The organism is Synechococcus sp. R5-15 (genome assembly GCF_047462035.1).
GTDB lineage: Bacteria > Cyanobacteriota > Cyanobacteriia > Thermostichales > Thermostichaceae > Thermostichus.
This window is the reverse complement of the sequence record NZ_JANSIK010000088.1, coordinates 1-6973: the sequence shown is the minus strand read 5'-3', so window position 1 is coordinate 6973 and position 6973 is coordinate 1. Positions and strand designations below refer to the sequence as shown.

The 6973-nt window shown below is 60.4% G+C and carries 8 protein-coding genes; all 8 read left to right on the top strand.

What is annotated here, in order from left to right:
• Positions 1–217, top strand: a 217-nt coding sequence (locus NW839_RS08145) for a hypothetical protein (RefSeq protein ID WP_414380569.1), incomplete at its 5' end; no start/stop codon positions are given.
• Positions 218–280: 63 nt separating this feature from the next.
• Positions 281–1372 carry a redox-regulated ATPase YchF gene (gene ychF, locus NW839_RS08140; RefSeq protein ID WP_011434459.1) on the top strand — a complete coding sequence of 364 codons (1092 nt, stop codon included), beginning with the start codon at positions 281–283 and terminating at the stop codon, positions 1370–1372.
• Positions 1373–1913: 541 nt separating this feature from the next.
• On the top strand, positions 1914–2783 hold the full coding sequence (gene folP, locus NW839_RS08135; protein ID WP_414350029.1) for a dihydropteroate synthase: 870 nt from the start codon (positions 1914–1916) through the stop codon (positions 2781–2783).
• Entirely contained in the window at positions 2770–2988 is a 219-nt protein-coding gene (locus NW839_RS08130; RefSeq protein ID WP_414350030.1) for a dihydroneopterin aldolase, read from the top strand. The genes folP and NW839_RS08130 overlap by 14 nt, the downstream gene beginning before the upstream one ends.
• Positions 2970–3161: a dihydroneopterin aldolase gene (locus NW839_RS08125; protein WP_414350031.1), complete on the top strand. Its 192-nt coding sequence runs from the start codon at positions 2970–2972 to the stop codon at positions 3159–3161. The genes NW839_RS08130 and NW839_RS08125 overlap by 19 nt, the downstream gene beginning before the upstream one ends.
• Complete coding sequence (folK, locus tag NW839_RS08120; protein ID WP_414350032.1) at positions 3158–3664, top strand: 2-amino-4-hydroxy-6-hydroxymethyldihydropteridine diphosphokinase; 507 nt, start codon at positions 3158–3160, stop codon at positions 3662–3664. Before NW839_RS08125 ends, folK begins: the two co-directional genes overlap by 4 nt.
• A gap of 46 nt (positions 3665–3710) precedes the next feature.
• Complete coding sequence (locus NW839_RS08115) at positions 3711–5309, top strand: glucose-6-phosphate isomerase (protein ID WP_414350033.1); 1599 nt, start codon at positions 3711–3713, stop codon at positions 5307–5309.
• Positions 5310–5439: 130 nt separating this feature from the next.
• Positions 5440–6579 (top strand): glucose-6-phosphate dehydrogenase assembly protein OpcA, encoded by a 1140-nt coding sequence (locus tag NW839_RS08110; protein ID WP_414350034.1) that lies wholly within the window; start codon positions 5440–5442, stop codon positions 6577–6579.
• Positions 6580–6973 lie beyond the last annotated feature (394 nt).

Here is a 6973-nt window from a genome sequence, read left to right as displayed (position 1 = left end):
ACTGCGCAAGGAGCCATCCATGCGTAGCGTGGTAGGAATCTCCGGCCTTCAGGCAGGGGAGGATGTCAAAAGACCTCAGCTGCCCAACACTGTGCAGCTGACAAAAAATACAGTTCTCTTGGGAGAGGAGCCGAGGGTGGTGGCGTTGGCGGCGCGGAGCGCTTGGGAGCGGATCCACCGGTTGGGAAAGGGGCGGCAAATGCTAACGTCAGAGTAGGGATCTTTCCGCTGGGCAAGGGATCCCGTTACCCTGGTTTTTGGCTTTTTCCCCAAGATCTGGATGTTGAGAGCTGGAATTGTCGGCCTGCCCAACGTAGGCAAATCTACCTTGTTCAACGCCCTCTGTGAAAATGCCAAAGCCGAGGCGGCCAACTTTCCCTTCTGCACCATTGAGCCGAATGTGGGGCGGGTGGCGGTGCCCGACGAGCGCTTGCAGGTGCTGGCCAAGATCAGCGGTTCTGCCGAGATCATCCCCAGCCAAATCGAGTTTGTGGATATTGCCGGGCTGGTGGCTGGAGCCAGCAAGGGGGAGGGTCTGGGCAACCAGTTTCTCTCCCACATTCGCCAGGTGGACGCCGTGGTGCACGTGGTGCGCTGCTTCCAAGACGAGAACATTGTGCATGTGGCGGGTTCGGTGGATCCCTTGCGGGATATCGGGGTGATCAACTTGGAGCTAGCCTTGGCGGATTTGGCCCAGATCGAGCGGCGCATAGAGCGGGTGCGCAAGCAGGCCAAGTCCGACAAAACCGCCCAACTGGAGTTGCAGGCTCTGGAACAATTACAGGCTGCCTTGGACGAGGGCAAGCCGGCTCGCCTGGTACCCCTCAGCCCAGAAGAAGAGCAGTTGATCAAAGGGTTGGGGCTGCTCACCCGTAAAAAAGTCATCTACGCCGCCAATGTGGCGGAAACGGATCTGGCCAGCGGCAATGCCTGGGTGGAGCAGGTGCGGCAATTTGCCGAGGCGGAAGGGGCAGGTGTGGTGGTGGTCTCAGCCCAGGTGGAGGCGGAACTGGTGGAGCTGCCCCCCGACGAGCGACAGGCCTATCTGGATTCGTTAGGGGTAAAAGAGGGCGGGCTGAAATCTCTCATCCGAGCCACCTACGAGCTGTTGGGCTTGCGCACCTACTTTACCTCTGGCCCCAAAGAAACCCGCGCTTGGACGATTCCAGTCGGCGCCACAGCCCCTCAGGCAGCCGGGGTGATCCACTCCGATTTTGAGCGGGGCTTCATCCGGGCCGAGACGGTGGCCTATGCCGATCTGGTGGCGGCGGGATCCCTGAATGCCGCCAAAGAAAAGGGCCTGCTGCGCAGCGAAGGCAAAGACTACGTCGTCCAGGAAGGGGACGTGATGCACTTCCGCTTCAATGTCTAGTTCCCTATCCTCCTGCATCTCTCAGGCAAGCTGGGTTTTCTCAGAAACTGAAGACTTACTCCCTGTCTTTAGGCAAAAAGACTTAACCCGCCCTGGACAAGGGATCCCAGCGCAGCTCCGGCTGGGTCTGAGAGGGGGCCTTTTCCTAAGAAAACGGTTGACGCTGTAACGAAACATCACAATAATTGGACTAGATAAACAAATGTTTTAGGGATGTATTGATGGATCTGCTGCAATACGGCCCGATGGCCTGGGTTTACATGGCGATCTTTGCCTCTATCATTTGGTGTATTTGGGGTCGTTCGGAAGACGACATCATGTTCTAGCCAGAGCGAGAGAGCTTCCTCTGTCGGCGGGGGCCATTCCTTGCGCTTGAGCCGGCAGGGGCAGCCTTTCACCAATCGTGGCTCTGTAAGGACGTTGTAAAAAATTTTGTAGAATCCTGTTGGGCTTGCGCCAGCCTTGGGATTGACGGCAATACCATCCTAGGCAGTGGGAGACTTTTCCCCCTGCTTTTGCAACACGGCAGCCTGCAGCGGTTATGGGTGTTACCAGCTTGATCTCCCGACGTCCTCTGCCTGGGGCAGAACAGACGCCGGAGGGCTACCGTCTTTCTTGGCGGGGCGTTGGGGTGATGGGGGTGCTAAACGTTACCCCCGACAGCTTCAGCGATGGCGGCCAGTGGGGATCTGCAGAAGCGGCTGTGCAGGCAGCCAAAGCCATGGCAGCGGCAGGGGCCTTGATCGTGGATATTGGCGGCGAGTCCACCCGTCCGGGAGCGGAGCCGGTATCGGTGGAGGTGGAATGCGACCGAGTCTTGCCCGTGATCCGGGCCCTGGAAGGATCCGGGATCCCCATCAGCGTCGATACGCGCAGAACGGAGGTGGCGGCTGCGGCTTTGGCTGCCGGGGCGCACATCATCAACGATGTCAGCGGGCTGCGGGATCCCCAAATGATACAGGTCTGTGCCGAAAAGGGGGTGCCGGCGGTGATCATGCACATGCGGGGAGAACCGCGCACCATGCAGCAGCAGACCGACTATGCTGACCTGGAGGGGGAGGTTTTCGGTTTTCTCAGGGAACAGGCAGAGCGGGCCCTGGCAGCGGGCGTGCCCAGCGTTGTTTTGGATCCGGGCTTGGGCTTTGCCAAAACTGCTGAGCAGAATGTAACCCTGCTCAAAGCCCTACCGCGGCTGGTGGCCTACGGCTACCCAGTTTTGGTGGGGGCATCCCGCAAAAGTTTTGTGGGCAAGCTTTCCGGCATTGCCGTGCCCAGCGAGCGAGACAGCGCCAGCGTGGCCGTCCACCTGTTTGCGGCCAGCCGGGGAGCTGCCCTGGTACGGGTTCATAACGTGCCAGCTCATGTTTCCGCCCTCGCCACTTGGGAAGCTCTGCACCATGATGCAGGGTAGGCTGGTGCTCCAGGGCCTTGTCTTTCATGCTTACCACGGCCACTGCCCGGAGGAAGCAGTTTTGGGCGGGCGCTTTGTGGTGGATGTGGAGATGCAGCTTTCCCTGGCCCAGATCCAGGATGACCTCTCTGGCACAGTGGACTATGCCCAAGTGTATGAGATGGGGACTATGCCCAAGTGTATGAGATGGTGCGGCAAGAGGTGACCGGCCAGCGCCGCCGCTTGATCGAGACCTTGGCAGACCAGATTGCAGAGCGGCTGTGGCAGAGCTATCCCCAGCTGGAGGCCCTGACCGTGCGGGTTCACAAGCCCCAAGCTCCCCTGCCGGGGCTGTTCGATGATGTTTACGTAGAGATCGACCGTCGCCGATCTGTATGAATCCCGACCTGGCCTACATTGCCCTGGGAAGCAACTTGGGGGATCCGCTGCAGCAGTTGCGCTTGGCTGTGCAGAAGTTGCGCCGGTTGGGAGAGGTGGTGGCCTGTTCCAGTCTCTACCGCAGCCCAGCCCAAGGGGGGCCACCCGGACAGCCTGATTACCTCAATGCAGTGGTGGCGTTGGATCCCTTTCCCCCCTACCGGTCTCCCCTGGAGTTGCTCGGGGCGCTGCTGGCCATCGAGCAGGAGGCAGGACGGGTGCGGCGCATCCGCTGGGAGGCCAGAACCCTGGATTTGGATCTGCTGGCCATGGGCAGCCGCATCCTGAACAGCCCTGAGCTGACGTTGCCCCACCCCCGCATGATGGAACGTGCTTTTGTCTTAGCTCCCTTGGGGGAGATCGCTCCCGACTGGCGTCACCCTGAGACCGGTGTGGGGGTCAAAGAGGCGCTGGTCAGTTTGGATCAGTCCTGGCTGGAGCGCACGACCCTCGGCTGGGAGTAAGAAAGAGTTTGGTAAGCTGGTTAGGGATTTCGGCAAAAGGGATCCCATGGACAGCCTCCAACTCTGGCAGCGCTACTGCGATTGGCTTTACTACCATCCCGGCCTGGAGATTTTCGTCGATATCAGCCGCATCCGTTTCACTCCCCCTCAGGTGGAAGCGCTACGGCCTCGCTTTGCCCAGGCTTTTGCCGATATGCAGGCTTTGGAGGCAGGAGCCATTGCCAACCCCGACGAAAGCCGCCAGGTGGGCCACTATTGGCTGCGGGCGCCCGAGCTGGCTCCCACCCCTGAAATCCGGCAGGCCATTCAGGATTCCATTGAGCGAGTGGAAACCTTTGCCGAAAAGATCCATCGCGGAACCATCCCGGCCAGCGGGGGGGGACGGTTCACCGAGCTGCTCTGCATCGGCATTGGCGGCTCAGCTCTGGGGCCGCAATTTGTGGCGGAGGCCCTGGCTCCGCTGCACCCCCCCCTGAACATCCACTTCATCGACAACACGGATCCCGACGGGTTTGACCGGGTGCTGGGGCGGCTGGCAGACCAACTGGGGCAAACCCTGGTGATCACCACCTCCAAATCCGGCGGCACCCCAGAGCCCCGCAATGGCTTGGTGGAGGTGAAGCTGGCCTACCAAAAAGCCGGGATCCCTTTTTCTGCCCATGCGGTGGCCATCACCGGCCCCGGCAGCCAATTGGAGCAGCAGGCGCGGCAGGAGGGGTGGTTGGAGGTCTTCCCCATCTTCGACTGGGTGGGGGGGCGCACCTCCGAAACGTCCCCGGTGGGCCTGTTGCCGGCAGCGTTGCAGGGCATTGATATCCGGGCCTTGCTGGCCGGGGCAGCCACCATGGATGAGGCCACCCGCCTGCCCCACCTGGAGCGCAATCCCGCCGCTCTACTGGCCATGGCCTGGTACATCGTCGGTCAAGGGCAAGGGCGCAAGGACATGGTGGTTTTGCCCTACAAGGATCGCCTGCTGCTGTTTAGCCGTTACTTACAACAGTTGGTGATGGAATCCCTGGGCAAATCCCACGATCTAAACGGCAACCGTGTGGAGCAGGGCATCGCCGTTTACGGCAACAAGGGCACCACCGACCAACATGCCTACGTCCAGCAGTTGCGGGATGGCTTGAACAACTTCTTTGTCACCTTCATCGAGGTGCTTCAGGATCGGGAGCCTGGGATCCCTTCCCCCTTCGTGGAGCCGCAGGTGACCAGTGGCGACTACCTGAACGGCCTGCTGCAGGGCACCCGCCAGGCCCTCTACGAAAACGGTCGCGACTCCATTACCGTGACGCTGCCACGGGTAGATGCCCGCTCGGTGGGGGCCTTGATCGCCCTCTACGAACGAGCCGTGGGCCTCTATGCCTCCCTAATCCAGATCAACGCCTACCATCAACCGGGGGTGGAAGCAGGCAAAAAAGCCGCCAGCGCCGTCTTGGAGCTGCAACGGCGATTGCTAGAGACGGTGCAGGAGCAGCAGGGATCCCTGACTTTGCCCCAACTGGCAGAGAAACTGGGCTGCCCGGAGCGCATAGAAACCCTGTACTGGATTGTGCGGCACTTGCACGCCAATGGCCGCGGAGTGCTCTTGACAGGGGATCCCGCCTGCCCCTTGGAGCTGAACATCCAGCCTCGGCCTGCTTGAGCCTCGAGTTTCCTGGAGCAAGTGCGGAGAGCAGGCTTGAGTTGGTCAATCTGTACCTCGCCTTAAGCCCTTCCCGGCCAGCCGACCCCCCTGCCTAGAATCGAGCAAGAGTCCACTCCAGGAGGAGACTATGGATCAATCTGCTGCCGTCCTGCCCCTACAAACCCCGAAAGATGTCTCCATCGAAGATATTGAGCAGGAGCTGAACAAGATCTGGTCTTCCAAAGGAGAGAGCGTTGCCGCCCGCGCTGCCACCTTTACCCTGGTGGTGTACGAATCTCTGGACGATGCGCTGTTGCTACCTTCTCCCACCGTCGAGGCCATCGCCACCCAAAACCCCTGTCGCGTCATTGACCTGCGAGCCAAACGAGAGGGATCTGCAGACGACGCCATCGAGGCCCAGGTGGCCGCCTACTGTCCGGTGACCCGTGAGCAGCGCAGCTCGTTGGTCTGTTGCGAATACATCACCCTGAAAGCGCCCGAATCGGCCTTTGTGCGGGCCTGCAGCACCGTTGCCTCGCTGCTGATCCCCAACTTGCCCACCTTTTTGTGGTGGCAAGGGGATCTGGATTTGAACAGCTTGCTGTTTCAAAAATTGGTGGCTCTGAGCAACCGGGTCATCGTCGATTCACGGGGCTTTGTCAATCCAGAAGAAGATCTGCAGGAAATCCACCTCTTGGTGGGTGAGGGGCGCCACTGTGGGGATCTCAACTGGCGGCGGCTGCTGCCTTGGCAGGAACTCACCGCCCAAGCCTTTGACCCTCCCGACCGGCGGGAGTCCCTATACCTCGTAGATCGCGTGAACCTCGACTACAAAGCCGGCAATCCCTGCCAAGCGTTCCTTTTCCTGGGCTGGCTGGCCGGTCGCCTGGGATGGACTCCCACAGAGCGGGTTCAGGCTCAAGAACACGATTACAAGATTGACCGCATCCGCTTTCAAACCCAAATGGGCGGCGAGGTGATGGCAGAACTGGCCGCTGTGCCCTTGGCCTCGGAAATCAGCCAGCCGGGGGATCTCATCGGGCTGCGCCTCACCTCCAGCAACCAAGAAGCCGACGCCTGTACTGTGCTGTGCTCCGAAATCACAGGGTGTATGCGCATGGAAGCCATGGGGGGCGCTCAGAGATGTGTGGTTCGCCAGGTGGCTCCCCTGGAGCAGGATTCCCTCGACACCCTGCTGGCTGCCGAGTTGCAGCGGCTTGGCCCCGACTACCTCTACGAAGAAACCCTAGGGGTGGTGGATCAGATGCTGAAGCTGGGCAAAAGCTGAGATCTGCTTCTGGTTTAAGTGACATACTCCCGCACTCATGCTGATGCAAAGCGCTCCGCGCCGCTAAAGCGAGAGAGTGCGGGCTTCAAGGACTCCGTCCCGCTGACGCGAACAGTGACTCCGGTTAGCGCTCCGCGCTGCTAGCGCGAAAAGGACGGGATGCCCCACCACCCTGTACTTGATGTTTATAGCGGCAGTGTATAAAACCCCGCTACTTTTTATGTTTATGGCACCAGTCAAGGACAAAACATCATGTCCCCGCCTTTCATCCCGACTCTCACCCTGGATAGTGGCTAGCCACTAGTCACTAGTCACTAGCCCCTAATAGAGGGCGGGGCTTCCCGGCGGTGTAGCTAACGGGGTGCGGGGGCAATCAGTCCCGCGCCCTGCCCGC

Excerpts from the sequence above, each read along its gene's own strand:
- ychF (WP_011434459.1), top strand. The coding sequence starts at position 281 with ATGTTGAGAGCTGGAATTGTCGGCCTGCCCAACGTAGGCAAATCTACC.
- NW839_RS08125 (WP_414350031.1), top strand. The coding sequence starts at position 2,970 with ATGGTGCGGCAAGAGGTGACCGGCCAGCGCCGCCGCTTGATCGAGACC.
- folP (WP_414350029.1), top strand. The coding sequence starts at position 1,914 with ATGGGTGTTACCAGCTTGATCTCCCGACGTCCTCTGCCTGGGGCAGAA.
- NW839_RS08110 (WP_414350034.1), top strand. The coding sequence starts at position 5,440 with ATGGATCAATCTGCTGCCGTCCTGCCCCTACAAACCCCGAAAGATGTC.
- folK (WP_414350032.1), top strand. The coding sequence starts at position 3,158 with ATGAATCCCGACCTGGCCTACATTGCCCTGGGAAGCAACTTGGGGGAT.
- NW839_RS08130 (WP_414350030.1), top strand. The coding sequence starts at position 2,770 with ATGATGCAGGGTAGGCTGGTGCTCCAGGGCCTTGTCTTTCATGCTTAC.
- NW839_RS08115 (WP_414350033.1), top strand. The coding sequence starts at position 3,711 with ATGGACAGCCTCCAACTCTGGCAGCGCTACTGCGATTGGCTTTACTAC.